Raw genomic sequence first — 24,757 nt, forward strand, 5'->3', positions numbered from 1 at the left:
CCAACGTCCTTTTGGGGAGGAACAACATGCGCGTATCCGTCATCGGCTGTGGGTATCTGGGGGCCGTGCACGCGGCGGCGATGGCATCCATCGGTCACGATGTCATCGGCATCGACGTCGATCGACGCAAGATCGACGCGCTGTCCGCGGGGCAGGCGCCGTTCTTCGAGCCGGGGCTCGAGCAGATCCTCACCGAGGGCGTCGAGTCCGGCCGCCTTTCGTTCACCACTGACATCGCCGCCGCCGAAGGCGCCGCCGTGCATTTCATCGGCGTGGGCACGCCGCAGCAGCAGAGCGGGTACGCCGCCGATCTCACCTATGTGAACGCGGCGTTCGAGAACCTGCTCCCGCACCTTCGCGAAGGCGACATCGTCGCCGGCAAGTCGACCGTGCCGGTGGGCACGGCGGCGACTCTCGCGCCGAAGGTGGCGGCGACGGGCGCGACGCTGGTGTGGAATCCCGAGTTCCTGCGCGAGGGCTGGGCCGTGCAGGACACGGTCGATCCCGACCGCCTTGTCGCCGGCGTGCCCGAGGGCCCGGACGGCGAGCGCGCGGCGGAGATCCTCCGCAACGTCTACCACCCGGCCGTCGCCAAGGGCACGCCGTTCATCGTCACCGACTACGCGACGGCCGAGCTGGTGAAGGTGTCGGCGAACGCGTTCCTCGCGACCAAGATCTCGTTCATCAATGCGATGGCCGAGATCGCCGAGGTGACCGGCGCCGATGTCACCCTGCTCGCGGACGCGATCGGGTACGACGTGCGGATCGGCCGGCGCTTCCTGGGTGCCGGCATCGGGTTCGGCGGCGGCTGCCTCCCGAAGGACATCCGCGCGTTCGCCGCTCGTGCCGAAGAGCTCGGTCGGCGTGAATCGGTGAGCTTCCTCCGTGAGGTGGATGCGATCAACCTGCGCCGGCGCGACCGCGCGGTCCAGCTCGTGGTCGACGGTCTGGGCGGCTCAGTGTTCGGCAAGAAGATCGCCGTGCTGGGCGCGGCGTTCAAGCCGCACAGCGATGACGTGCGCGACTCCCCCGCCTTGGATGTGGCGGTGCGGCTCAACGGCCTGGGAGCGGACATCGTCGTCACCGACCCGCAGGCGATCGACAACGCCCGGCGCCTGCATCCGCAGCTCACCTACGTCGCCGACCGCGACGAGGCGCTGCGCGATGCGGATGCTGTGTTGCTGGTCACCGAGTGGGACGAGTATCGCCGCGAGATGGCTCCGGAGCACGTCAACACACTGACGCACGGACGCGTCGTGGTCGACGGACGCAACGGCCTGGATGCCGCGGCCTGGCGCGCCGCCGGGTGGACCTACTACGGCATGGGACGGCCGTAGCGGCCAGCCGCCTCCTCACTCGCAGCCGATGCCGTCTCCGTCACGGTCGAGCTTGCGGCTGTATCCCGGATCGCCGGCGTGGATCGGTGCGGCGCCGGCGGCACGCACGGCCGTGCAGTTCTCGTAGTACACGGATGCCGGCGGCGCGGGAGCGGGCGCCGGCTGAGCCGGCGCGACGGGCGCGGGTGCCGGAGCGACGGGAGCAGGGGCCGGCGCAGGCGCCACAGGCGCAGGCTCGGGAACGGGATCCGGCTTCACCTCGACGACCGGCGCGGCGGCCGCGTACTTCGACGTCACTGCGGGCTGCTCGGAGCAATCCCCGAGCACGCGAGCGATCGCGTCATGCTCCGCCTGCGTCACCCACAGCCCGTAGGTCGCCTTGACCGAGACTTGCCGTGCGACGTACTCGCACCGGAAGCTCTTGTTCGCCGGCAGCCACGTGGCGGCATCCCCGTCGCTCTTCTGCGCATTGGCGCGTCCGTCGACGGCGAGCAGGTTCAGCGGGTCGTTCGCGAACGATGCGCGCTGGTCTGCGGTCAGCTGCTGAGCACCCTTCTGCCAGGCGTCCGACAGCGCGACGACATGGTCGATCTGCACGAGCTCGGAGGTTCCCTGGCCGCGCACGAAGTCGATCGTCTTCCCCGTGAACGGATCGTCGAGCGTGCCCGAGGTGACCTTGCACACACCCGAACGGGTGATGGCGGTGAGCTGCGCGGCGAGGATGTCGTTGCGAGTGTCGCATCCGTTCCGGTCGACATCGAGCCAGCGCTGCCCGAACTCGTCGCGGTCGTATCCGGTCTTGGCAGCGCGCCCCTTGATCGCCAGGGTCTCCAGAACCTCGAGTGCGGTGAGCCCGTCCGTCGAGGACGCATCAGTCGCAGTGCCGACCTCGCCGGTGAAGGCGACTGGCTCCGATTCTCCCTCGGGGGTAGCCGACGGTGTCGGTGACGGGCTGGGCTCCGACGTGGCTGTCGGCGAGGCCTCGGCGACCGGCTTGCTACCGGTGGCACCGAGCACGACGTTGCTGAGGCTGCCGGTGATGAGGAACGCGACCGCCGCGATCGCCGTGAGGACAGTCGCGACCTTGCGGTCGCGGAACCGCAGCCACGTGGGCGTGTTCTTCACGAGGGCGACAATGCCGGTGATGAGCACGACCAGCCACAGCGGCGCGAAGACCGGCGACAGGATCAGTCCCAGCGCGAGGGCGGCGACGCCGATGAGCACCCAGGCCCAGATCGGCAGGCGACGCTTCGTCGCGTTGACGACGGGCGCGGATGCCGACGGCGGGGGGAGCATGGATGCCGGAGCCGCCACCGACTGCGTCTGCGCGGTCCATACGGCGCCGTCCCACCAGCGCAGATCGCCGGCTTGCTCGGCAGAGGGATCCGGGTACCACCCGGCAGGCGGAAGCGATGTCATGTCCCCAGCTCCTTTGCAAATGCGTCCGGTGACACTGTCGGCCGGCGCGGCTGCCGCGTAATCGCTGAGCAGTTCCCAAGCTGCCCAGCCCTAGACTCGCTTCATGCCCGACCGCCGCACTCCGCCCTTCGCGATCATCGCTCGCGTGCTGCTCGTGCCGTACATCGTCGGTGTCGCGCTGATCGTCTGGCTCCCTGCGTCGATCGCCGGTCGCGCGACCGGCATCGCGTTCCGCATCGCGCGCTACGTCAGCGAGCACTACGGCATCGCGTATGCCACGAGTGCAACGATCTTCGAGTTCCTGGCGAACATCGCACTGTTCATTCCGCTCGGCTTGCTGCTCGTCGCCGCCTGGCCTCGGTCGAACGCGTGGGTCGTGCTGTTGATCGGGTATTCGGCGAGCGCCACGATCGAGCTCGTCCAGACGATGCTGCCCAGCCGCTACCCCACTCTGTCGGACGTCGTCGCGAACACGATCGGTACCGCGATCGGATGCCTCGCGGTCAGACTGTTCGTCCAGCGGCATCCGCGCCGCGCCCTGGCCCCGCAGCCTGTCACCGCTCCCTGAGCCCGCACTTCGCTCCCTGAGCCCGCACTTCGCTCCCTGAGCCCGCACTCCGCTCCCTGAGCCCGCACCTCGCTCCCTGAGCCTGTCGAAGGGTTACGCCCTCTACTGTGGACTCATGATCTTCCGTTCCCCCGATCGCCCACCCGAGGGCATCAGCCGTCGGGAGTGGCGTCGCCGAAACGTCCAGGCGACACCGTCGTCGACGCCGCCCGCAGCGACACCGGTGCAGGCGCCCATCCTGCCGACTCCTTTTCCGCAGCCGGCAACAATGGATGCCGACGACACCCGCCCCACGATCCTCACTGTCTGCACCGGCAACATCTGCCGCTCGCCGATGGCCGAGATCCTGCTGCGCGCGCGCCTCGAGTCGCTCGGCGTCCGCGTTCACAGCGCCGGCACGCACGCTCTCGTCGACCACGCGATGACCGAGCCCGCTCAGGAGCTCGCCGTCGAGCACGGCGCTGGCACGGATGCCGCGAGCGCCCACCGCGCCCGCTATCTGGTGGAACCGATGCTCAAGGATGCCGATCTCGTTCTCACCATGGCGCGTGAGCACCGATCGCACGCCGTGCAACTCATGCCGAGCGCGCTGCGCCGAACATTCACGTTGCGCGAGTTCGCGCGGCTGGCGCAGACGCTCAGCACCGAGGATGCCCGCGCCGCAGCGGATGCCGCGGGCGAGAACCCGCGCGATCGGCTGAGGGCTGCGGCGTTGGCTGTGACCGGTCAGCGTGGCCTGTCTGCCGCGGTGCCGGATGAGGACGACGTCATCGACCCATATCGACGGTCGCGCGAGACGTACGAACTCTCCACGTCGCAGCTCACGCCCGCGATCGACGATGTCGAGCGCATCGTTCGCGCCGCGCTGGCCTGAGCCCAGTTCGGTCCCTGAGCCTGTCGAAGGGCCCGAGAACACCCGCCGTCTTTCACGGCAATTCCCCCGATTCCGACTCCTACGATTGAGATCATGACGACAAGAGCCGAGCTGCGTGCTGAGAAGAAGCCGCGCCGACCCCTGCTGCGCAGTTTCCGTTTCTGGATTCCGGTTGGAATCGTCCTGCTGCTCCTCGTGCTCGCCGTCGCCGGTGTTCTCGTCGGCAAGCCCATCTACGACCGAGCGATGTCTGCGAAGACCTCTCTTGAGAAGGCGATGCCTCTCGCCACGACGGCGAAAAATCAGATTCTCGCCGGCGACACGGAGGGCGCCAAGGCGACCGCCGCCGAGCTCAGCTCGCTCACAGCGGACGCCCGCGAACAGACCGACGGTGGCATGTGGAAGAGCCTGGAATGGGTGCCGTTCGTCGGACCGAACCTGCACGCCGTCCGCACCGCTGCGGCGGTCACCGACGATCTGGTCACCGGCGCCGTCGCTCCCGCGACGAACCTGAGCCTCGCTGCGCTCACGCCCGTCGACGGTGCAATCAACCTCGCCGCGATCACCGACATGCAGGCGACGGTGACGCAAGCCGCGGATGCCGTCGACAAGGCCGCAACTGATCTCGAGGCGATCGATCACGCCTCACTTATCCCGCAGGTCGAGGGTGCCCTGGCCCAGCTCACCGGAGCGGTCGACGAGCTGCAACCGTTGCTTGGGCCTGCCAAGGAGATCATCGGAGTCCTTCCGGCCGCGCTCGGCGCAGATGGTCCGCGCAATTATCTGACGGTTTTCCAGAACAACGCGGAATCCCGCGGCACCGGCGGCAACCCGGCAGCGATTGTGATGATCACTGCAGACCAGGGACGCATCAGCATCACTCAACAAGCCTCTAGTGCGAATTTCAGCAATGAACGCCCTACTCCGGTGATCGATCTGGACCCTGAGCTCGAAGCCTTGTACGGCGATAAGGTGGGACGCTGGATCTCTGACACCACGATGAGCCCCGATTTCAGAGAGTCTGCGCGGATTATTCGCGCCTATTGGGCGGAATCGTTCGGAACGCCGGTCGATGCTGTGGTGTCGTTTGACCCGGTGGCACTGAGCTACCTCCTGCGAGCCACCGGGCCGGCGATCATTCCGGCTGAGCCAATCGACGTGGACGGAGTGGAGTTGCAACTGTTTGAGGAGCAGATCACACTCACCAGTGAGAACGCAGTGCCATTGCTACTCAACGAGGTTTATTGGAGATTCCCTGACGGGCGCGTCCAGGACGCATTCTTCGCAGCCGCTGCGAAGTCTGTTTTCGAGGTTCTGACAGCAGGCAGCACTGACCCGAAGGCGCTGGTCGACAGTCTTGCGCTGGCGATCGACGAGAACCGGCTGCTCTACTCGCCGTCCGACGAAGCCGAGGCCGCACTTGTCGGCGAGTCGAAGCTCTCGGGGCGCCTTCCTAGCACCAACTCTGAACGCACTTTGGTCGGTGTGTACATGAACGACTTCACTCAGAGCAAACTTGACTACTACATGCAGCTGGACGTCGCGGCAACGTCGACGCAGTGCACCACACCGGATTCTCCGACATTCACAACAACGGCCACGCTGGCGAACACCATTACCCCCGCTCAAGCACCTGAGCTGCCTTACCATATCGCGCCCGCAAGGTTCTTTGACCGAGGTACGGTCGCAACCTATGTGGTGTTCTACGGCCCCGTCGGGTCAACCCTCACCAGTGTGACGATCGATGGTCAACCGGTTCAGGCGCGTGGGGTTCAGCATCTAGGCCGCGGAGCGGTGAAAGTCGCTATCGAGAATGCGCCCGGACAAACCCACACCGTGGTGGCACAATTCGCGGGCGAGGCCGGGGAATACGGCGAGCTCGACATTCAGCACACGCCGATGGTCCGTTCGGTCAGCGAGAAGCTCACGGCCGAAGGCTGTAGCTAAGCCCACCAGATACTTCCGGGTGTCACAACGGCAATACGCATGACGCCCACTCTTGCGCTCGCGCTCAACAGCAGACCAAACAGGCCAGATGGTTAGCGTCCGTTCGCCCGGTCGAGAGTCCCCAGGCCTTCAGGCAGAGCGCAAGTCCCAAGACCGATCGGGCATAGCCCGTGGAACAACCCCGAACAAGTCGATCATCTTCGAGTTGTCTGTCCAACTCGAAGTTGGCGCGCCCTCGACCTCTATAAAGAAAGACGGGTCGACCCTCAGACGCTCAAGCAACTGGCGGGTACTAACCGGCACGCCAGCGCCCACATTGACGATACTCTCACCCGAAAACCGTCGATTAACTGCTTCTCGCAGAACCTTGATGAGGTCACCTTGATACATATAATCGCGCACAAACGTGTCTGCACCAATTAGCGTTACCGGACGATTCAAGTCTGCACGGATTAGTCGCTGCACCAGGGAGTCGGGAAAGCACGGCCCAGAAAGATTGAAAATGCGAAGCGTCGCCAACGAAGCAGCACCATTTCGCGTCGCAACTGCTCTAAAAATATCTTCGGTGCGTTTTTTGGAAATCGCGTATGGACTATCTCCGTCGAGCGCTGACGCTTCTGTACGAGATTCTGTTGCGACCGTCCCATAAACCGATCCCGATGAGGCAAGCACTACGTGCTCAATCTCGGCCTCGTCGACTGCGAATGCGACGCACTTGTCAATGCGCTCATTTGTTTCCAAAACGTCGGGCCCTCGGAGCACGGATGCCAAGTGCACGACTACGCTCGCGTCAGCGTTCAATATGACATCTCGAACGTTGCGCATATCAGTGAGATCGACGAGCACATCGTCCGGATGCCCCGCATCAGCCCGCGAGCGCGCAAGAGATACAGTACGCACACCATCCGCTCGAAGCCTCTCTACCAGGAGCCGCCCGACGCGCCCGTTTCCCCCCGTGACAACGACCGTTGCCCCTACGCAGGCGCTTTCCGTCACGCGTTTCCTTTCGACCAAGCGCGCCCACCGCGAGGCCTATCCCGGGCATCTGCGCTTGCAAGTACGGAACTAATCCCGCCTACTCCGACACAAATAGATCGTGACAATCATATCGGAGACACCGCCACCCAGACCGATCCCCGCGGCACCGGCGCTTGGAACACCAGATCTGGGAGCCCGCTATCGCCGCGGTGGCGCCCTCCGCGCGATTGACATTGCCGGCTGGCCCTCACTTCATCCCAAGGCAGTTCGGCGAGTTGTGGCAACTGTCGCCAACGTCGACTCCACAGTGCATCGTCAAGCGGTCGACGCTCGCGGCGACTAGGTAACCCATCGCTGGTCGTTCTTCGACAGCAGCGGATGCGCGTCGTGACATGCACCGTCGCGCGACTCTGACGAAGGCGTCCGACACTCGACACGATCGGATTTCGTCGATGTGGGACAACGTGGCTAGACTCTCGCCGTGACAGGCGCGAGCGGGACGACTACCAACGCGCGCGGCTTCCGTAGTGATATTCAGGGTCTGCGAGCTATCGCGGTCATTGCCGTCGTCGTTTATCACGCCGGAGTGCCGTTCCTGAGCGGTGGATACGTCGGCGTCGACGTTTTCTTCGTGATCTCCGGATTCCTGATCACCACGCACTTGCTAGAAGGACTCGAGCGCGATGGCCATGTTCGCTTCGCATCCTTCTACGCGAAACGAGCACGTCGTATCCTTCCCGCGGCGTTCCTTGTCCTGGTTCTGACGGTGGTGGCCGCAGTGGCATGGATGCCTCCGCTGATGATGAAGGAACTCTGGCGCGGCGCAGTCGCGACCGCTCTCTACGTGCCTAACCTTCTCTTCGCTCTCGACGGCACCAAATACCTCGCTGAAGAAGCACCGTCCATGTTTCAGCACTACTGGTCACTGGGCATCGAGGAGCAGTTCTACCTCATCTGGCCGCTGCTGCTGGCGCTCGGATGGCGTTGGGTGCGGTCACGGCGCGCGCTATTCACGTTACTACTCGCGCTCGTCGTGGTGTCGTTCGCAACGGGTGTCGTACTGACGTTCTGGGTGCAGCCGTATGCATTCTTCCTTCTACCGACTCGGGCGTGGGAGTTGGGTATCGGCGGAATCATCGCGTTTCTGCTCCTACGCCGCCCCCAGTTCGTGCCGACCAAGGTCGCCAGCCTGGTCGGGTGGATTGGGATGGCGGCGATGATCGTCCCCGTGTTCCTATTCACCTCGGCCACACCGTTCCCTGGCTACTGGGCGGCTGTACCCGTCGTTGGAACGGCCCTGGTCATTCTCGCTGGAGCGACGTCCAGCAGGTTCGCGCCCACCCGCGTGTTGTCGGGCCGGGTGATGCTGTTCCTCGGCGGGATCTCCTATTCTCTCTACCTGGTCCATTGGCCCGCGTTGAGGATTCCCCAGGCGAGCGTCGGCTACGCTGACCCGCTCCCACTGTGGGCGACGCTGGGGCTAGCTGCGCTCTGCATCCCGGCCGCGTGGTTGATGTACCGATACGTGGAGGACCCGGCCCGGAAAGCGTCATGGCTGACCCGCTTTCGGCCTCGGCGCTCGTTGCTCGCCGCAGTTGCGGGATCAGTCGCTTCCATCGCCGTCGCAACGGCAGCCCTCGCGTACTCCGATGCGCGGCCACTGGACGCAGGACAACCAGCGGCCGCCACCGTGCTCGAAACACCCCCGGTCGTGACCCCGTTCGTCCCATCGAACCTGATCCCGACCCTCGACACGGTACAGTACGACCTCCCTGACATCTCCGGCGACGGGTGCCATCAAGACGTCGGCGGAGTGGCGCTACCGCCGTGCCTCTACGGAACCGAAGGCGGCCCCCGCGTCGTCCTGTTCGGCGACTCGCACGGCGCACAATGGGCACCGGCTCTGCGCGCGGCAGGAGAAGCGGAAGGTTACCAAGTGGAGATTCGCACCAAGAACTCGTGCCCCTCGATCTCAGCATCGGCAATCAAGGACGGTGTGCCGTTCATCGAGTGCGAGCAGTGGCGCGATGCCGTGATCAAGCACCTCAACGACGATCCGCCAGCCCTTGTGGTGCTCACCAATTTCAGTTCCAACGAGCTCGCTGGCGACTCCGCAACCACTTGGCAGGCAGGCTTGAACGAGATGATCGTGAAGATCGAGGCGCCCGTCGCTGTCATCGCTGATACGCCTGATCTTCGCGCCACGCCCGCCGTGTGCCTCTCTGGTCGGCTCCATGACGCGGAAGCGTGCGGCCTACCGCGCGACGCTGCGCTACAGTCTCCTACGCGGGCCGCCACCGCAGATGCCGCGCAAGGTGCGGGCGTCCCCTATCTTGACTTCACGGACTATTTCTGCAGCGCGTCCAGGTGCGAGCCCATAATCGGGAGCACCCTCGTCTACCGTGACGCGCACCACATAACGGCCACATTCTCGGAGAAGCTAGGACCACCCTTAGCCACCCGTTTAGCGGAAGTGCTCCGCTAAACGGGTGGCTACCTAAGCAGTCTTCGACGCGCTCTACCAATAACCGAGCGATCACGTCATTGGACACGTAGTCGGTGTCCGTACGGGAACGCGATACGTGGTGCGGCGTCAGCAGCGCCGCCACGAACCGCTCTGGGCGCGTACACGTGACGGGGGTACTCTTCCGCTAAGCCAGGCGGCGCACGATAGTCACGCGCTGACGTATCCGACCGACGTTTCGGTTGCGATTTGACGTAGACGACGAGCGAAGCCACTCGCGAGTGTGGATGCGGAACAATGCACTCGCCAATACTCCATGCTGGCGCCAACATACCTCTGATAGGACTCGTCGTCCGAACTCAGGAGATCAACGAGACGATCAGCAAACTGAGCAGGCGTGTGGTTGGCGTCAAGTAATCCAGGAAACAGTCTCGCGTCTTGTCTGAGTTCTCCGACTCCGCCCACATCCGTCACGATTACCGGAAGCCCCTGTGCCAGCGCCTCCTGAATAGAAGCGGCAAGCCCCCCCTCGGACTCCGACATCTGTACGAACACGGTGGCCGGATTGTTGGCGTACCACTCGTGAAGCTCGCGGTTTCCCATATGCCCCAAGAACGAGAACGTGCCCGACGCAAGCCGACACGTCGCGTGGGCGAATACCTCCTCCGCGTAAGCACCGCTACCCGGGCCGATGTGCGTCCACGTAACCAGAATCCCGCGACTCGTCTGTGCCTCGGCAAGGTTATCGATGAGCATCTTCAAACGCTTGACAGGAGATATATAGGAACAGGAGACAATGTGCAGCGCTTTTCGACTCGCATTTCCTGGGTTAATTGCGGCTGGTGTACCAATCCTCTCTGATGAGAATTTTGCACGATACTTGGGGTATTTCTGATGCAGGTATTGTTCCGCTGACGGGGACGCCGCAAGTACGTAGGTGACGCCATCGAGCAACAGCTCACGCTGAGGCAAATAACGGTCCGGATGCCGTTCGACGAAGAGATCGAACCCATTGGCACGACTTACCACGGGGCTAACCGAACGCTTCAGAAACCGTCGCATCTCAAGGGCCACACGCGTCGGCGAGTGAAACCAGAACCCGTAAAAGACGAGGTCTGATACGTCACGCAATGAGAACTCAACCGTCGGAGCCAACCTTCGCGCCAATGCAGTCGCGTAGAGATCGAACTTCAAGTCGGCGCGAATCCTGCTGAGCTGCCAGCCAGCGCGAAATGCTCGCGCGACAGAGCGAGCGGCCGCGATCGGGTATCGAGCGCAAAATCTCGCAACAGTGGAAACCTGGCTGAGTTCGCTCGTCACCAAGACGACGCCTGCGGGCAGTTCTCGGGTTGGGGATGCTTCCTTTGGGCGCACCGTTGGAACCACGAGCACTCGATCGAACTCGTTAGCGAGATGAAGGATCTCGGTTTCGAGGAATTCCTCGCCGTGCCCGAATGGGAATGCGAGCGTGAACAACACCACCGCAGATCGGCCGCCCCCGGTGTGGGCCCTCGACGGTTTCCTCATGCTTCAACTCTACGCGAGGTTCGCCTACTCACTGCTGTTCGGAACGACCCACCGCCTCGGCTCCGCCGATGAGGCGGTCGTACAGGTTATGGCGAATGAAGCACGCTAGAGACGGCGGCGGTGGAGCGCGCCGGTTGCCACCGAACACGGTACTGTCGATGGGTGATGCGTACATGCGGGTTTGGGCTGCCCGCCCGAGCTCCCGCCCAGGAACTACTCGCCATCACACGAACGGGAGGGCTGGAGTGGTCGCAGACAAGAGCTCTGACCGAGGCACAAGACGCAACATATTGACTTTGATCACCGGCACGATGGCGTCACAACTTGTTACCCTAGCCATCGTCCCGATTCTCAGCCGCTTGTACGGGCCAGCTCCGTTCGGCGAGTACGCCCTGTTCGTGTCAATAACGACTCTCGTCGCCATAGTTGGCACGTTGCGATACGAGATGGCAGTGGTGTTGCCCCGCTCCAACCGCGAGGCCGCGGCGATCGCACGCCTTGGTGTTCGACTACTCGCAATTGTGGCGTTGCTGACCACGGGAACGTGCGGGCTTCTCGTGTTGCTACCGATTGGGCTGCCTCCGAGCTGGCTCTGGCTTGCTCTACTTGTCGGCCCCGGTGTCTTTCTGTTGGGTTACACCAGCTACATGACTCAGTGGCTCATCCGCTCGGCAAAATACAAGATCATCAGCCGAAACCGAGTGACCCAAAGCGCCGTGGCGGCGCTCGCACAGGTTGCCCTTGGGTTCCTCATTCCCAACACTGGTGCCGGTTTGGCGATCGGCCTTCTTATTGGACAACTGGCAGGCGCGATCTTCTTGGCTCTCACTGGCCGCAAGGAGACGAGACTGTTCGTCGACGTGGATGGACGCCGATGGCGGTACCTTCTTGGCAAACACTGGCGCTTGCCCGCACTTCTAATGCCGCACACCCTGATCGATTCGTTTCGACTCAATGGAGTCAACTTGATAATCGGGTACTATTCAGTTGCTGCGCTGGGGCAATATTCTCAGGCGTGGCGACTGGTGCAGCTCCCAGCCGGACTGGTCGGCTCCGCGATCAGTCAAGTGTACTTTCCGAGACTTGCCACGGTTGCGCGCAGCGAGTTGTTCGAGACCGTGCGCGGCAGCATTGTGAAGTCCTTCGCATTGGGAATGATCCCGTTCGCACTCATTTTCTGGCTCAGCCCCACGCTCTTTCCCTTCGTCCTCGGGCCGGAATGGGTTGAAGCAGGGCAGTTTGCCCAAGCACTCGTGCCCGCCCTCTACGCCAATTTGGTGGCTTCTCCTATCTCAACGATTTTCATCGTTTTGCGCAAAGAACATGTGGGGCTCTTCTACGCCGTGGTCGTTACCGCTCTCTCACTGGGCGTTCTGTTCACCTTCAGCAATGATCTACTACTCGCAGTCTGGATAATGAGCGCATGTCAGGCGGTCTCGCTTGTGGCATACATTGCACTAGCGCTTTGGCTTGCGCGTCCATCCCTGATCCGTTGACCCACGGAGTCGAGAAGGGCACAAACCGCGCGAAGGGGCGATACATGCGCGGCCGATCCTGCTCGGCAGCGATCTTCCCTCAACAACTCCTACCTGCAGCGCCGCGCGGGCGTCGGGGACTGCTGCACGAGTAGGTGACATCTGATCTGGCTTGCCCGCGTGATGGGCCTGGAAGGATGTTGCTGTGCCCAAGCCCTACCCGAGTGAATTCCGTGACGACGTCGTGCGCGTCGCTCAGAACCGCGAGCCCGGAGTCACGATCGAGCAGATCGCGAAAGACTTCGGTGTTCATCCGATGACGCTGCAGAAGTGGCTCCACCGCGCCAAGGTCGAGGAGGGCACGGCGCCGGGTCAGTCCCGGTCCGAGGAGGCGGAGATCCGTGAGCTGCGGAAGCGGAACCGGCTGCTGGAGCAGGAGAACGAGGTGCTGCGACGGGCGGCGGCGTATCTGTCGCAGGCGAACCTGCCGGGAAAGGGTGTGTCCGATAAACGGTGGATCTGGCCTGGCGTTCATTAGTTGATTCGTCCTTCGAATGCGATCGCGAACGCGTTCAGCGCCGGCTTCCATCTGGTCGCCCAGCGTGCCCTGCCGCGCCCGGTCGGGTCAAGCGAACGGGTCACGAGGTAGAGACATTTCAGCGCGGCGGCGTCGTTGGGGAAATGCCCGCGCGCCCGGGCTGCTCTGCGGTAGCGGGCGTTGAGGGACTCGATCGCGTTCGTGCTGCAGATGATCCGCCGGATCTCCACGTCCCAGTCGAGGAACGGCACGAACTCACTCCAGGCGTTCTGCCAGAGCTTGCTGATCGCCGGATACTGCTGACCCCACTTCGCGTCGAAGTCGCGGAATCGCTCGGCGGCGGCCGCTTCGGTCGGGGCGGTATAGACAGGTCTGAGGTCCTTGCCCATCTCTTCCCAGTAGTGGCGGGACGCGAACCGGAACGTGTTGCGGATCAGGTGGATGATGCAGGTCTGCACCGTCGCGAGCGGCCAGGCGGTGTTGATCGATTCCGGCAGACCCTTCAGCCCGTCACAGACGACGATGCACACGTCCTCGGCGCCACGGTTCTTGATCTCGGTGAGCACACCGAGCCAGAACTTCGCCCCCTCGCCGCCGTCGCCGGCCCAGATCCCGAGGATGTCGCGTTCCCCGTTCACGGTGACGCCAACGGCGATATAGAACGGCTTGTTCCGCACCTGCCCGTCTCGGACCTTCACCACCAGCGCGTCGATGAACACCACCGGGTAGACACGATCCAGCGGACGGTTCTGCCATTCGGTCATCTCCTCGATGACCTTGTCGGTGATCCTCGAGATCGTGTCCTTCGACACCGAAGCGCCGTAGACATCGTCGAAGTGCGCCGCGACCTCGCAGGTCGTCAGCCCGCGAGCGGTCAGCGACAGCACGATCTCGTCGACGCCGGTGAGACGCCGCTGCCGCTTCTTGACGATCTTCGGTTCGAACGACCCCTCACGGTCTCTGGGAACGTCGATCTCGACGGGACCGACCTCGGTCAGCACCGTCTTCGATCGGATCCCGTTGCGGGCGTTCTCTCCGGTCGTGTTGCCGTGCTTCTCGTAGCCAAGATGCTCGGTCATCTCCGCCTCGAGCGCTGTCTCCAGCACCCGCTTGGTCAGCCCGTTCAGCACCCCGTCGGGGCCAACGAGGCCGACCCCCTGTTCCTTCGCCTGCTTCAGCAGCTGCTCCGCGAGCTGCTGCTCATCGATGATCTCTCCCGTCATAGGATCGATCATCTCGATGACATCGGTCATCGCCCTTCCTTTCGGTCAGGCCAGACCAGATCCACCGTTAATCAGACAGTCCCGAAGACCGAGTACAACCACGACCGCCGACACTCATCACTCGGGTACCTCGCGCCCGTCGACTACGCTCGGCAATGCACCCATCAATTGGAAACCGACGACTCGCACAGCGACCGGACCGAATGAAGGGGGCGGCCCACGCTCATAGGCCCTGAACACAAAACCTATCGTCCTGAAATTATAGGGAGATCGTTGAGCGATAAGGGACAAGGTCGCCGAAGTTTGACAAATATGCGATGTAATACGCCGCACTCACCAGCACGAGGAATACCCGGCGACCGGTGGCAACCTCAGCGGTCTTCAAGACATTCGGCAACAGTAGCACCAGGAATATAGTGAAATAATCCGCGAAACGGACGGCATATATAAACTGCGTTCCGAGGAGAAGTGCGATACATCCCACGAGAACTAAAGTTGCCAAGGGCGCGTCTTCACGTGCGGGCCGGAGCACGAGCGCCCAGAGAGCGAGTACGATCGTGAAACCGAGAATAAGGTAACTCCCCAGTCCCCCAGTTGCTTGTATGTCGCCGTAGATCTCATACCTTGGGTTCACGAGCGCGATTACGGCGCTGAACCAGCCAGAGGCCCAAATCGCGGTTACCCCCGCGGCCCCAACGGTGAGGATCCATAATGCGTTCCTAAACGTGATCCGAACTCGCCGAAGCAAGAGTATGACCACAGCAACGATAACCGCAGTTGCATGAAATGACGCCGCTACTCCGATTAGACAGAGAAAGACAATCAACCCGCGGAGGCGCACCCGCGCAATAATGAAGGTTGAGGCGAGGAGAACAAGCGAAACCGCAACCCCTTGTCGCAACAGATTCATCGGAGTCAAGTAGAAAGCGAGCAAGACGTACAGCAGTATCGCAAGCGGGACATCCAACGCTATCCGTTTTATGGCCCAAAATGCAGCACCCACAGTTATGGTCGAAGCAACCAAAAGCAACGTCGTAAAATTGCCACCGAACATCTTGACGACCAGCGCAAGGACGGTATAACCGACTTCAAAGGGGCTGGCTTCAATAGAAAGCGCCCAATCGCCGGGATCGATCCGCGTGAAGAATACGGCGTATATCGAGGTATCGGTACCAACGAAAATCGACCGCGTACCCGCAAAGATAATCAACACCAGAAGCGTGACTAAATCCATGATGGTGATCCGGCGCGTCGACGCACCGGCTTGGTTCGCAGCGGACTTAGTCACGATTGGGCGGTATTTCCGAGCGGTGACCCGGCTGATCCAGGGGAAAACGAGCGCGATGATGGCGATGACTACATATGGTGCCACTTGCTGTTCAATCCCTCTCCACGGAAGTGCTCCGGTAAGCCTACAGGTCGTTTGGCTCTGAATTGAGGCGCAAGATCCCACGGCCCAAGGTGAAACCAGACGGAAGCGGGGCCGATACTGTCCACGATCGCTTGCTTCACGTCGCCGCGACCGACGTGAGTGCGAAACGCCCGTTCGCCGGTTTCGCGGACGTCCCGAACTACTTACCGGCCTGATTTCCTCCCAACAGGACCTTTCGTACCTCAAGCGCCCGCTCGGTCCAGGTGTTCACACGTGCATAGGCTCGGGCCATGTTACCCCTCCGCTGGACCTCATCAGGGTCGGCCTGCAATGACTCAAGCAGATGCGCGAGTTCGGTCGGGCTGGAGCCGCAAACCCAACCCGCGCCCGAAGACCGCACCAGCTCGGCGCCTGAAGTGCCCTCGGTGGCGACGACAGGAAGTCCGTACGAGAAGTAATCCAACACTTTGACCGGTACGGCGTTCACCATATACTCTGACGGCGCTGTTATAAACATACCAATGTCGGCAGCGGCAAGAACCTGTGACATCTCAGAATGCCGCAAGAAGGCCACGGTCGCGACTTCCTCGATCGCCTGACGATCCGCTTCGCTAAGGCTGTGCCAACCGATCTCACGAGTGCAAATCAGCAACTCGATCGAGCCCGGTGCGTCACCCATCGCCGCGATCAATTGTGAGACATCATAATGGCCGCCGAGACTCCCCGCGTAAATGCACCGGAGCCCGGGCCCCTTTATCCCCAAACTCTGATCTGCGGAAACACTGGGTGCCCCCGGCGGCAAAGGGATCACCCTGTCTGGAACCTGAGACGTCCGAATCGGCAGGCTACGCGCGAATGCCACAGACGGTACAAAGATCCGCGATACAAGCGACGACACGATATGCAGATCAAGTGAATAGGCGAGACGTCGCGCCCATTCAAATATCCTCCAGCGGCTCCGCTGACTGGGCACCAGCCACAACGCGTCTCGATAGAACAGGCCGATCGGGATTCCATGGCGACGGGCCCAATAAAAAAAGGAATAATCCAGAACAGGCGTTAGTTCATATCTTTCGCCGTGGCGATTCAGGAATGTCGGGGTATAGTTCGACTCCGAATACATAAAATCAATCACCGCGCCGGTTCGAACAAGGCGCTTCGCTTGCTTGATCGTCTCTGTTCTTTGCGCCTTGGATCCGGACACGTTTATGACGCGATACCCCATTGCCTCAAACGCTCGCACAAAACGAGCTGGCCGAAAGTTCACCGCCAAGTCGGAATCCATTGAGATGACCGAAGTGGAATGAACTATTATGATCGGAGGTAGTGCCGTGTTGTTCATTGCCTCGTTACCTAGTTGTTGGCAGGCGCTTTACGCGTGTGACGGATCAGTCTTTCGGGCCGAGTCAAACCGGGAAGGAAGCTTGGGGCTCACGGCTGGCGACCGACGGTGTTGGCTTCGACACGCCGCAAGAACCGAACAAAGCGGCCAGGTAGGATTCCTCCAAGGACACTTCGTAATAGTTTGAGGTAATCGAATGGACTCGCGCCAAGGCGCGGGTAGTAATGCCAGCGAGCGCGCAGCTCCCCCGCACGGTACCGGAGTCGTCTCTTTTTGTAGTTTCCCAAATCAACGCGGTAACTGTGAGTTATATCACCAGTCATGTACAGGCGCTCACCGGCCAATAGAAACTCGCACCACAACGCGAGGTCCTCGGCACGCGGAAATTCCCGAGGGTATCCGCCTACCCTTTCAATTGCGGATCTTCGAATGAGCGTCGCCGGGTGAATTAACGCATTCCCTCGGATCAAGTCCTTCGCTGTTTTCTCTCCTTCACGACCGAGCAAAATCGTTCGGCCATCATCGGAGATCTCGCGGCTCATCGTAGAAATCACTGCATACTCAGGATGGCTACTGGCCGCTTGCACTAATTTTGAGATATGGTCCACCTCATACAGGTCATCTGTATCCATTCGAATAAGCAAGTCCGCACGCGCCGCGGCAAGACCCACGTGAAGCGCCTCAACAAATCCCAGGTTCTTGGGATTTACGATTACGCGCAACCGCGGATCACTGAGCGCATCAACGATAGCCCCCACGTCATTAGCGCCGCGATCGTCGACGAGGATCAGTTCGAAGTCCGGAAAGCTCTGCGCGACAACGCATCGCAACACGTCCTGAAGGTGTTCCGGTTGAGTGTTGAACTCAGCCATGATGATCGACACTGTCGGTCTAACAGCCATAGTGAGGAATTTCCTTCTTTCGCGGCGACGTTTACTCAGCGATGCCTCAATGACATCCAAGCACTATCTCGGTCGCGCTTAGCGTCGAGATCTCTCGAGAAGTTCAAGGAAGTACTCGGAGTGCATCCGCCAAACGTGAGTCTGATCAAACCTGTCGATAGCACGTTGCCGAGCCGCCATGCCGTAAGCGCTAAGCAGTTGCCGGTCGTTTGCCAAAGTAGCGAGTGCGTCAGCGAGCATCTGTGAGTCTCCCACGGGGACGACGATGCCGGTCACCCCATCAACTACGGAATCCACAGTGCCCGTGCTGTTCGCGACGATAGCGGGGATGCCCATCGAAGCGGCTTCGAGCACAACCGTCGGGAAACCCTCTCTACGGCTCATTAGCACCAGCACATCGCTGGCGTCCAGGTATGGGCGCGTATCAACTACTTCGCCGACGAGTCGCAAGTTGAGTTGACTGTAGCGGGTATGAACACCAATGTTCTTCTCTGCACCTTCGCTCGGACCAACAAGAATCGCTGCCACTCTTACGCCGGCCCGACCCGCGGCTGACATGCCTTCGAGTAGTGTTTCTATCCCCTTGTCTGGGTGAAGGCGGCCCACGAAACAGATGCGTAGCATGTTCTCGTGCGCGGTGACGAACGTCCGTGTGTCACGATCCAGTCCGGCCGTTTCCACATCCGAACTGAAATGCGTCGTGTCAACGCCGTGCGCTGACCCGTCTCCGAGCACCACCACATCGCGCCCACCTGACAGCTTTAGCGTACGCAAACGATCGGAGAGACTACGACTATTGGCAACAATTGTCGTAGAGAGTTTCGCTGTCAATCTCTCAACACCTGCCAATATAAAGCGCCGGAAGCCGGACAGTGTTTCTAACCGGAGCCCCCACTGTTCGTAGACACGAACAGTGATCCCGGCCATCGCACCGCCTATCGCCCCGAGGAGGCTCGCTTTTGGAGTCGCGTACACAACCACATCAGGGCGCAATTTTCTCAAGAGAATCGCAGTGCGACCTAGACTGACGAGGTCTCGAAGCAGGGCCGGATCTCGTCTCATCTCGAGAGTATGAAGCGAAACGCCGTCAGCCTGCGCCATTTCCGCGACGCCCGGCCCGGGCGCGCAGATGACAGTGACGTCCCACCCCTGCTGTCGAAGGAACTTCATGTACCCACGAAGAAACGTGGCAGCCGTGAGGGAACTTGTAACCATGAAGCATAGACGCGGCCGTACACTCATCGAGCCGGCACCCCCTTTACCGTGCTTCGCGGTGAAATATCTCGCGTCACACATGCACTGGCGCCAACGACCGCATCAGCACCGATCTTAAGCCCCTGGAGCGCAACAGCTCCCGCACCGATAAGAGCCCCGGAGCCGATCGAAACCTCTCCAGAGATGATTGCTCCCGGATTCACTGACACGAAGTCATCGAGCACCGAATCGTGCCCGACTATCGCGCCCGGATTCAGATGTACATATCGCCCAAGTCGGGTATTAGTGGAGATTTGGGCGCCACCACATACCACGGTTCCAGAACCTATCCTCGCGTACGACCCGACGTTGGCGGACGGGTGAATCAGCGAAACGGGCAACCATCCGGCGGCCTCAAAACGAGTCGCGAGCTTGGCACGAATCTGTGGCTTACCAATTGCGAGTGTGTACGAGACAGCGCCAAACATCCTCGTGACTTCGTCGCCCGACCCTAGCCAGGTATACCCCCGTTCCGATAGCCGTGCACGTTGAACCGGTTCCGGATCATCATCGACGATTCCGAGCACGTTCCAAAGCGGGGCCCGCCTAGTCGCATTGATCGACTCGATAACATCGAGCGTCTCTCTCCCGAAGCCACCGGCCCCGACTACGAGGATATCGTCAGCCATCTCCTTCTCCGAACCGCTTCATTGTCGCGTGACCGTCCTGAGAGATCCCTTGACGCGTAAACACTGTCCTAACGGTGGCACATAAGATTCGCGCATCCATCCAAAATCCACGGTTTTCGATATACGCCACGTCTAGCGTGAACCGCTCAGACCACCGCACATGGTTTCGACCGTTCACTTGCGCCAATCCGGTAATGCCTGGACGCACTTCGTGTCGTCGAGCCTGGGCCGGACTGTACTGTTCCAGGTACTCGACCAGAAGCGGGCGTGGGCCGACGAAACTCATGTCGCCACGAAGTACGTTCCAGAGCGACGGCAACTCGTCGAGGCTCGTGGATCGCAATGTGCGGCCGAATCGCGTTAGACGCTGCTCGTCGGTGACCCAGCTCCGTTCCTCATCGAGCTTGCGCATCGAGCGAAACTTATACAAACGGAACACCCGCCCGCCCCGCCCGGGACGGTCTTGGATGAAAAGCACAGGGCTCCCGAGGCGCAACTGAACTAACAATGCCGTCAGAAGTATGACGGGACTCAACAGCACCAAAGACACGAAACTTCCCAGCACGTCGAGTACACGTTTGAACGCATCGTACGAACGGTGATTACCCGTGGCCACGTTAGACCCGATCGAGGAACGCCACGATTGCGGAGCGCACCCGCTCGCGCTGCTCGTTGTTGAGCGCGGATCCGCTGGGCAGGGTGAGACCTCTGCTGAAGAGATTTTCTGACGCTCCATTGATCAGACCGCCGTATCCCGCGAAGACCGGCTGTCGATGCATCGGCTTCCACAATGGTCGGCTCTCGATGTTGTCTGCGGCGAGCGCTGACACCAAGTCTTGAGGCTTCCAGCCGGCTGTTGCTTCGTCAACGAGGATGGACGTCAACCAGACGTTGTCATTCTGATCATTAGCGGCGCCGAAGATCTGCACTCCCGGCACATCCGCAAACAGCGCCTTATAGGACTCACGAACCTCGCGGCGCCGGGCAATCATCTCATCCAGACGAGCCAGCTGCGCTCGCCCGAGGGCTGCTAACAGATTACTCATGCGGTAGTTGTAACCAATATCCGTGTGTTCGTAGTGGACGACAGGCTGCCTCGCCTGCGTAGCGAGGTAGCGAACCCGTTGGGCGATTTCTATATCATCGGTGAGGAGCATTCCGCCGCCCGAGGTCGTCATGACCTTATTGCCGTTGAACGAAACGATCGAAGCCTCACCGAAGCTGCCGGCTGCTTTCCCATCATGCGTAGCACCGAGCGATTCGGCGGCGTCGGCTAGCACCGGAACTCCAAATTCGTTCGCGATCGCGAGAATGGACGTGTAGTCGACAGCTTTGCCGAGCAAGTCCACAGGAAGGATCGCACCTACCTTCCGAGATGTGTCGCGCAGCGAACTCAGTGCTGCGCGCAACAAATCGGGGTCCATGTTTCCGGTCGACGGATCGGCGTCTACGAAGTAGGGCTCGGCCCCTGTATAAATAATCGCATTCGTTGTCGCCGCGAACGTCAATGTAGACGTCACGACGACGTCGCCAGGTTTGACGTCGAGCGCCAATAGTCCGAGGTGAAGCGCCGCAGTCCCAGAAGCCAGCGCAACTCCGTGTGCAACACCCACGCGCGTAGCGAGTTCACGCTCAAATGCGTCGACATCCGGCCCTAGTGGGGCGATCCAGCCGGAGCGCATGGCAGCTACGACCGCGTCCTCCTCCAACTGACCGATGTCGGGGGAAGACATATAGATACGTTCGTTCACTTCGCGCTCTCCACGTTGTCCACCTGAATGCGCTCAACGATGGCAGTGTCATTGTTGCGCGGCTCGGACTTCATCCGGGCTTCCCAGCCCGTCTTATCGAGGCGCTCCGGGGAGATCGAGTCGGCCCGCGTGTGCGAAACCTTCGGGTGGAAAGGCCGCTCCAGATCTTCACGATTGCCCACGAGAACTTCATGCAGCTTCTCACCGTGACGAAGACCCGTAAACACGATCTCGACGTTCTTTCCCGACATCGCGATCATGCGCTTTGCGACTTCGAGGATCGACACCGGCTCGCCCATATCAAGGATGAGGACCTCTCCCGCGCGTCCGATTCCGCCTGCTTGGATGACGAGCTGGCAAGCCTCCGGAATCGTCATGAAATATCGGGTGACATCGGGATGCGTCACTGTCAACGGCCCCCCGGCCTCGATGAGTGCTTGGAACGTAGGCAGCATCGACCCACGACTGCCGATGACATTGCCGAAGCGCACGGAGAGGTATCGCATTCCAGTCTGCTCACCAGCCCAGGCCGTCAGCTTCTCGGCAACGCGCTTGGAATGTCCCAGTACGCTGGTCGGGTTTGCGGCCTTATCAGTGGAGACATTGACGAACGTACTAACGCCAACTGATTGGGCGGCAAGCAGAACGTTGAGACTGCCAAGCACGTTCGTCTTCCACGCCTCGTCCGGGTATTGCTCGAGCATCGGCAGGTGCTTCAGTGCCGCCGCGTGGAACACAACTTCAGGACGCCGATCGGCAAAGATGTTGTTCAGTGTCTCGGCCTCACGGATATCGGCTAGTACGACATCTTTGGAATCCAACAGACCGTGTCCAGCGGTGCCGAGCTGGGCCAGCTGCAGGCCAGTCTCGTCGCGGTCGAGCATGATCAGCTCGCTCGGGCCGTACTTCGCCAATTGGCGGCACAGCTCGGATCCGATAGAGCCGCCTGCGCCTGTGACCAGCACTCTTTTCCCGGTGACGTAGCCTGCAACGAGTTCGACGTTGGTGTCGACGGGATGCCGTCCGATCAGATCTTCGATACTGATATCACGCACGTCACCGACGGACTTCTCGCCGCTCAGGAGACTGGAAAGTGCCGGGGTGACCGAAATGGTGAGACCCGCTTTCGCCGCATCATCGGTTAGTCGTCGGAGTAGTGTGCTGTCCGCCTGCCCGATGGCGATGATCAACGCCTCGGCTCCCGTTTCTTCGGCAGCCGCAGCGATGCTCTTCGTTCGGCCGACCACCGGAACGCCCCGCAGACGGAGGTTCTTCTTTGCCGGGTCGTCGTCCAGGATACCGACCGGACGGAAGGGGGAAGTTGGGTCTGTCGTGAGTGTCTTTATCAGGGTGCTTCCCAGGTAACCGGCCCCGACGATGAGCGCCGGCTTAGCTTCCTCACCAGGCTTACGGGTCCGCTCGAGCATTAGACGTGCAAGGTAGCGGACACCAAACATTAAGAGAAGGACGAACGGGAACGCCAAGATCACGGTTCCGCGAGGAATGCTGACGAACGGCCCAAGTACGAGCACCAACACAGTAAGTACTGCTGCTTGCAACAGAACCGCGAGCCCGAGCATCCGCACTTCTTCGAACGATCCGTACGCGTAACGGCCCCGGTAGAACGCGAAGTAATGGCCGACGATGACCTGCAAGCCAGCCGCAACCAGCGCGAGCGCCAGCGTCGCAACCCATCCGCTCGTGGTGGGCTCAAATTCAAAGCGCAGAACGACGGCAGCGAAGATTCCAACCACCCACGCGAGGCTGTCGACGACGGCAGCAGCGAACCGTCGCCGCCTTTGTCTCACTGACACTATTAAAATCGAACCGGTGCTTGCGCTTGGTTCCACCGACTTGCCCCCCTCGGCTATCACCCCGAAATCATGCATCGGCATCATCTGCACCATGCCCTTCTATGTTTGCACATCCCAAGAACTTGATGGCCAGTGGGCCTCCACAGCCCAGGGGTGCACATTTCGACAGGCTCAGTGGCCGGAACCGGCGTATTAGAAGAACGTGTCGTCGTCTTCCGGCTGTGTCTCCGGATCCGGCTCCGGATCCACGACCGGAGGGGGATTCGTCGTTCCTGGATTCGTCGTTCGGGGATCTGCTGTGCCAGGATCGGTCGGCTCCTCCGACGCCGGCGGGCTCTGCCAGTTGTTCTGGTGCTGGCTCTCGCGCTCGGCTTCTTCCTCGAGACGTGCCCGATAGTCGTCGTCGTGCAGCGCGATCACTGCGTCCCGGTAGGCAGCGAGGGCCGTCGCGCCCATCGGCGTGTTCAACGGCGTCGCGGTGATGGCGTCCGCCGCAGCAGTCACCGCGTCGCGGAACTCCTGCTCGGCTACCGGGTACTCATCAATCTCGGTTTGGGCGTGGCCGGCGAACGAAGTGGCAAATGTTGCCAACTGTGTCGTGAAGGTCGCGGTCAGCGCGTCCACGCTTGCGCGTGCAGCTCGCAACTGCTCTGCGACGGCATCCACCTCGACCGAAGCTTCCTGCACACGGTTGATCGCATCGCCGACGCTCTGCAGCGACCCCGTGTCGACCTTTCCGCGCTTATAAGCAGCAGGAACTTCAGGGATGACGATTTCGCCGAGGGCCGTCGTGTATCCGTCGACGGCCTGGGTCACTGTCGCGAGCGCCGTTGAGTCGGCCGTCGCTGGCTGTTCTTCGGTCTCGGCAAGCACGCCCAGCGCCGTGCGCAACGCCGCAGCATCCGTGGCGGCCGTCTGAACCGCCTCTTCGAGGCGAGCTTTCGACGCGGCCGCAGCCTGCTCTGCACCGGCGAGCGCCGACTCATCTGCCCTGAGAATCTGCACCGCGCCCTGGGTCGGGCTAGCACTGGCCATCTGCACACCGGTGAAGGTCGCGGCCCCCGCGGCTACCATGATCGCAATCGCGGCCGCCCCCACGTTCAGCCAGTCGATGCGGCGATATCCACGCACCTTTTTCTGCTTCGCATTCTTCAGGAAGCCGCCCGACACCAGCGTCGGCGAACTGTTCACGGCAGCAGCCTCGACCATGGCGACGAGCCTGACGGCATCCCGCCCCTCATCGAGCGGCGCGTCAGCGCGGCGCGGCGCACCGACGAGTGCCTCCAGCTTCGCGGCGTTGGGGGACATCATGTTCACTCTCCGTGCGTGCGCGCCACGAGACG

General features: G+C 61.5%; 20 protein-coding genes and 1 pseudogene. 8 read left to right on the forward strand and 13 right to left on the reverse strand.

All coding sequences use genetic code 11. The features are described from left to right. Positions 1-26 precede the first annotated feature (26 nt). Positions 27-1,337, forward strand: coding sequence for a UDP-glucose dehydrogenase family protein (locus MAE01_RS07000; RefSeq protein WP_147038847.1), 1,311 nt, complete (start codon positions 27-29; stop codon positions 1,335-1,337). Between the two features lie 15 nt (positions 1,338-1,352). Here MAE01_RS07000 and MAE01_RS07005 read toward each other — a convergent pair whose 3' ends face one another. Continuing rightward, positions 1,353-2,756 (reverse strand): GmrSD restriction endonuclease domain-containing protein, encoded by a 1,404-nt coding sequence (locus MAE01_RS07005; protein ID WP_147038848.1) that lies wholly within the window; start codon positions 2,754-2,756, stop codon positions 1,353-1,355. Positions 2,757-2,859: 103 nt separating this feature from the next. Between MAE01_RS07005 and MAE01_RS07010 the strand changes: the two genes are divergently transcribed. From MAE01_RS07010 to MAE01_RS07020, 3 genes are all read left to right on the forward strand, one after another. After that, a complete protein-coding gene (locus MAE01_RS07010) occupies positions 2,860-3,324 on the forward strand; it encodes a VanZ family protein (RefSeq protein ID WP_147038849.1) in 465 nt (154 codons plus the stop codon). Between the two features lie 115 nt (positions 3,325-3,439). Beyond that, complete coding sequence (locus MAE01_RS07015) at positions 3,440-4,198, forward strand: arsenate reductase/protein-tyrosine-phosphatase family protein (protein ID WP_229718070.1); 759 nt, start codon at positions 3,440-3,442, stop codon at positions 4,196-4,198. 93 nt (positions 4,199-4,291) lie between these two features. Continuing rightward, positions 4,292-6,145, forward strand: coding sequence for a DUF4012 domain-containing protein (locus tag MAE01_RS07020; RefSeq protein ID WP_147038850.1), 1,854 nt, complete (start codon positions 4,292-4,294; stop codon positions 6,143-6,145). A 129-nt stretch (positions 6,146-6,274) separates the two neighbouring features. Here MAE01_RS07020 and MAE01_RS07025 read toward each other — a convergent pair whose 3' ends face one another. After that, positions 6,275-7,141 carry an NAD-dependent epimerase/dehydratase family protein gene (locus tag MAE01_RS07025; RefSeq protein WP_186806150.1) on the reverse strand — a complete coding sequence of 289 codons (867 nt, stop codon included), beginning with the start codon at positions 7,139-7,141 and terminating at the stop codon, positions 6,275-6,277. 463 nt (positions 7,142-7,604) lie between these two features. Between MAE01_RS07025 and MAE01_RS07030 the strand changes: the two genes are divergently transcribed. Next, positions 7,605-9,608, forward strand: coding sequence for an acyltransferase family protein (locus MAE01_RS07030; RefSeq protein ID WP_147038852.1), 2,004 nt, complete (start codon positions 7,605-7,607; stop codon positions 9,606-9,608). Between the two features lie 189 nt (positions 9,609-9,797). Here the strand turns inward: MAE01_RS07030 and MAE01_RS07035 are convergent, their stop codons facing one another. Then, the gene (locus tag MAE01_RS07035) at positions 9,798-11,069 is read right to left on the reverse strand and encodes a glycosyltransferase (RefSeq protein ID WP_186806151.1); all 1,272 of its coding nucleotides are present in this window, start codon (positions 11,067-11,069) and stop codon (positions 9,798-9,800) included. A 218-nt stretch (positions 11,070-11,287) separates the two neighbouring features. On the opposite strand from MAE01_RS07035, the gene MAE01_RS07040 reads away from it, so the two are divergent. Next, on the forward strand, positions 11,288-12,610 hold the full coding sequence (locus MAE01_RS07040; RefSeq protein WP_267901848.1) for a lipopolysaccharide biosynthesis protein: 1,323 nt from the start codon (positions 11,288-11,290) through the stop codon (positions 12,608-12,610). A 184-nt stretch (positions 12,611-12,794) separates the two neighbouring features. After that, positions 12,795-13,127, forward strand: a complete 333-nt coding sequence (locus tag MAE01_RS16085; RefSeq protein ID WP_222591660.1) for a transposase — start codon at positions 12,795-12,797, stop codon at positions 13,125-13,127. On the opposite strand, the gene MAE01_RS07050 is transcribed toward MAE01_RS16085, so the two are convergent. Further along, positions 13,124-14,362 (reverse strand): IS256 family transposase, encoded by a 1,239-nt coding sequence (locus MAE01_RS07050; protein WP_186806153.1) that lies wholly within the window; start codon positions 14,360-14,362, stop codon positions 13,124-13,126. The two genes, MAE01_RS16085 and MAE01_RS07050, sit on opposite strands and share 4 nt — an antisense overlap. Positions 14,363-14,434: 72 nt before the next feature. Between MAE01_RS07050 and MAE01_RS07055 the strand changes: the two are divergent. After that, a pseudogene (locus tag MAE01_RS07055) lies at positions 14,435-14,557 on the forward strand (IS3 family transposase); the annotation flags it as partial. 52 nt (positions 14,558-14,609) lie between these two features. Here the strand turns inward: MAE01_RS07055 and MAE01_RS07060 are convergent. The 9 genes from MAE01_RS07060 to MAE01_RS07100 all read right to left on the reverse strand — a co-directional run bounded on the left by MAE01_RS07060 (position 14,610) and on the right by MAE01_RS07100 (position 24,623). Then, entirely contained in the window at positions 14,610-15,638 is a 1,029-nt protein-coding gene (locus MAE01_RS07060) for an EpsG family protein (RefSeq protein ID WP_186806154.1), read from the reverse strand. A 283-nt stretch (positions 15,639-15,921) separates the two neighbouring features. Next, a complete protein-coding gene (locus tag MAE01_RS07065; protein WP_186806155.1) occupies positions 15,922-17,007 on the reverse strand; it encodes a glycosyltransferase in 1,086 nt (361 codons plus the stop codon). 146 nt (positions 17,008-17,153) lie between these two features. Further along, complete coding sequence (locus MAE01_RS07070) at positions 17,154-17,966, reverse strand: glycosyltransferase family 2 protein (RefSeq protein WP_267901849.1); 813 nt, start codon at positions 17,964-17,966, stop codon at positions 17,154-17,156. Positions 17,967-18,044: 78 nt separating this feature from the next. Further along, positions 18,045-19,262: a glycosyltransferase gene (locus MAE01_RS07075; protein ID WP_147038859.1), complete on the reverse strand. Its 1,218-nt coding sequence runs from the start codon at positions 19,260-19,262 to the stop codon at positions 18,045-18,047. Next, the gene (locus MAE01_RS07080) at positions 19,205-19,849 is read right to left on the reverse strand and encodes an acetyltransferase (RefSeq protein ID WP_147038860.1); all 645 of its coding nucleotides are present in this window, start codon (positions 19,847-19,849) and stop codon (positions 19,205-19,207) included. Before MAE01_RS07080 ends, MAE01_RS07075 begins: the two co-directional genes overlap by 58 nt. Then, a complete protein-coding gene (locus MAE01_RS07085) occupies positions 19,842-20,585 on the reverse strand; it encodes a sugar transferase (protein ID WP_147038861.1) in 744 nt (247 codons plus the stop codon). Before MAE01_RS07085 ends, MAE01_RS07080 begins: the two co-directional genes overlap by 8 nt. Then, positions 20,467-21,600 carry a DegT/DnrJ/EryC1/StrS family aminotransferase gene (locus tag MAE01_RS07090; protein WP_222591661.1) on the reverse strand — a complete coding sequence of 378 codons (1,134 nt, stop codon included), beginning with the start codon at positions 21,598-21,600 and terminating at the stop codon, positions 20,467-20,469. The genes MAE01_RS07085 and MAE01_RS07090 overlap by 119 nt, the downstream gene beginning before the upstream one ends. Next, positions 21,597-23,507, reverse strand: coding sequence for a polysaccharide biosynthesis protein (locus MAE01_RS07095; RefSeq protein ID WP_229718071.1), 1,911 nt, complete (start codon positions 23,505-23,507; stop codon positions 21,597-21,599). The genes MAE01_RS07090 and MAE01_RS07095 overlap by 4 nt, the downstream gene beginning before the upstream one ends. Before the next feature lie 99 nt (positions 23,508-23,606). Beyond that, positions 23,607-24,623 (reverse strand): hypothetical protein, encoded by a 1,017-nt coding sequence (locus MAE01_RS07100; RefSeq protein WP_147038862.1) that lies wholly within the window; start codon positions 24,621-24,623, stop codon positions 23,607-23,609. Between the last annotated feature and the right edge of the window lie 134 nt (positions 24,624-24,757).

It is taken from the genome of Microbacterium aerolatum (assembly GCF_007988825.1).
Lineage (GTDB): Bacteria > Actinomycetota > Actinomycetes > Actinomycetales > Microbacteriaceae > Microbacterium > Microbacterium aerolatum.

Coding starts and splice junctions, on each gene's coding strand:
- MAE01_RS07070 (WP_267901849.1), bottom strand. CDS start 17,966: ATGGCTGTTAGACCGACAGTGTCGATCATCATGGCTGAGTTCAACACT.
- MAE01_RS07000 (WP_147038847.1), top strand. CDS start 27: ATGCGCGTATCCGTCATCGGCTGTGGGTATCTGGGGGCCGTGCACGCG.
- MAE01_RS07005 (WP_147038848.1), bottom strand. CDS start 2,756: ATGACATCGCTTCCGCCTGCCGGGTGGTACCCGGATCCCTCTGCCGAG.
- MAE01_RS07040 (WP_267901848.1), top strand. CDS start 11,288: ATGCGGGTTTGGGCTGCCCGCCCGAGCTCCCGCCCAGGAACTACTCGC.
- MAE01_RS07065 (WP_186806155.1), bottom strand. CDS start 17,007: ATGGATTCCGACTTGGCGGTGAACTTTCGGCCAGCTCGTTTTGTGCGA.
- MAE01_RS07020 (WP_147038850.1), top strand. CDS start 4,292: ATGACGACAAGAGCCGAGCTGCGTGCTGAGAAGAAGCCGCGCCGACCC.
- MAE01_RS07015 (WP_229718070.1), top strand. CDS start 3,440: ATGATCTTCCGTTCCCCCGATCGCCCACCCGAGGGCATCAGCCGTCGG.
- MAE01_RS07085 (WP_147038861.1), bottom strand. CDS start 20,585: ATGGAGCGTCAGAAAATCTCTTCAGCAGAGGTCTCACCCTGCCCAGCG.
- MAE01_RS07050 (WP_186806153.1), bottom strand. CDS start 14,362: ATGATCGATCCTATGACGGGAGAGATCATCGATGAGCAGCAGCTCGCG.
- MAE01_RS07095 (WP_229718071.1), bottom strand. CDS start 23,507: ATGGTGCAGATGATGCCGATGCATGATTTCGGGGTGATAGCCGAGGGG.
- MAE01_RS07010 (WP_147038849.1), top strand. CDS start 2,860: ATGCCCGACCGCCGCACTCCGCCCTTCGCGATCATCGCTCGCGTGCTG.
- MAE01_RS07100 (WP_147038862.1), bottom strand. CDS start 24,623: ATGGTCGAGGCTGCTGCCGTGAACAGTTCGCCGACGCTGGTGTCGGGC.
- MAE01_RS07075 (WP_147038859.1), bottom strand. CDS start 19,262: ATGTGTGACGCGAGATATTTCACCGCGAAGCACGGTAAAGGGGGTGCC.
- MAE01_RS07080 (WP_147038860.1), bottom strand. CDS start 19,849: ATGGCTGACGATATCCTCGTAGTCGGGGCCGGTGGCTTCGGGAGAGAG.